Here is a 276-nt window from a genome sequence, read left to right as displayed (position 1 = left end):
TACCATCGGCGCTGGAGGGCTTAACGGTCGTGTTCGGGATGGGTACGTGTGGAACCCCTCCGCCATCGCCACCAAACGTTTGAAAGAGATTGACTCTCTCAAAACTGAGCAACGAGTGAGTTGAAAGCTTTACGAAGTAAAGCTCGCTTCGGAAACATGCTTCCTGAAGACTTAGATTTGAATGTTTCCGTTGCAGGAAACGATTCTCCATAGAAAGGAGGTGATCCAGCCGCACCTTCCGATACGGCTACCTTGTTACGACTTCACCCCAATCAT

At 49.6% G+C, this 276-nt stretch carries 2 rRNA genes; both read right to left on the bottom strand.

Annotation, left to right across the window (positions count from 1 at the left end):
• Positions 1–76, bottom strand: a 5S ribosomal RNA gene (gene rrf / locus HPT30_RS00450); the annotation flags it as partial.
• Between the two features lie 137 nt (positions 77–213).
• A 16S ribosomal RNA gene (locus tag HPT30_RS00445) occupies positions 214–276 on the bottom strand; the annotation flags it as partial.

This window comes from Paenibacillus agri, assembly GCF_013359945.1.
Lineage (GTDB): Bacteria > Bacillota > Bacilli > Paenibacillales > Paenibacillaceae > Paenibacillus_AQ > Paenibacillus_AQ agri.
The sequence above is the reverse complement of the archived record's forward strand: the minus strand, read 5'-3'. Positions and strand labels throughout refer to the sequence as shown.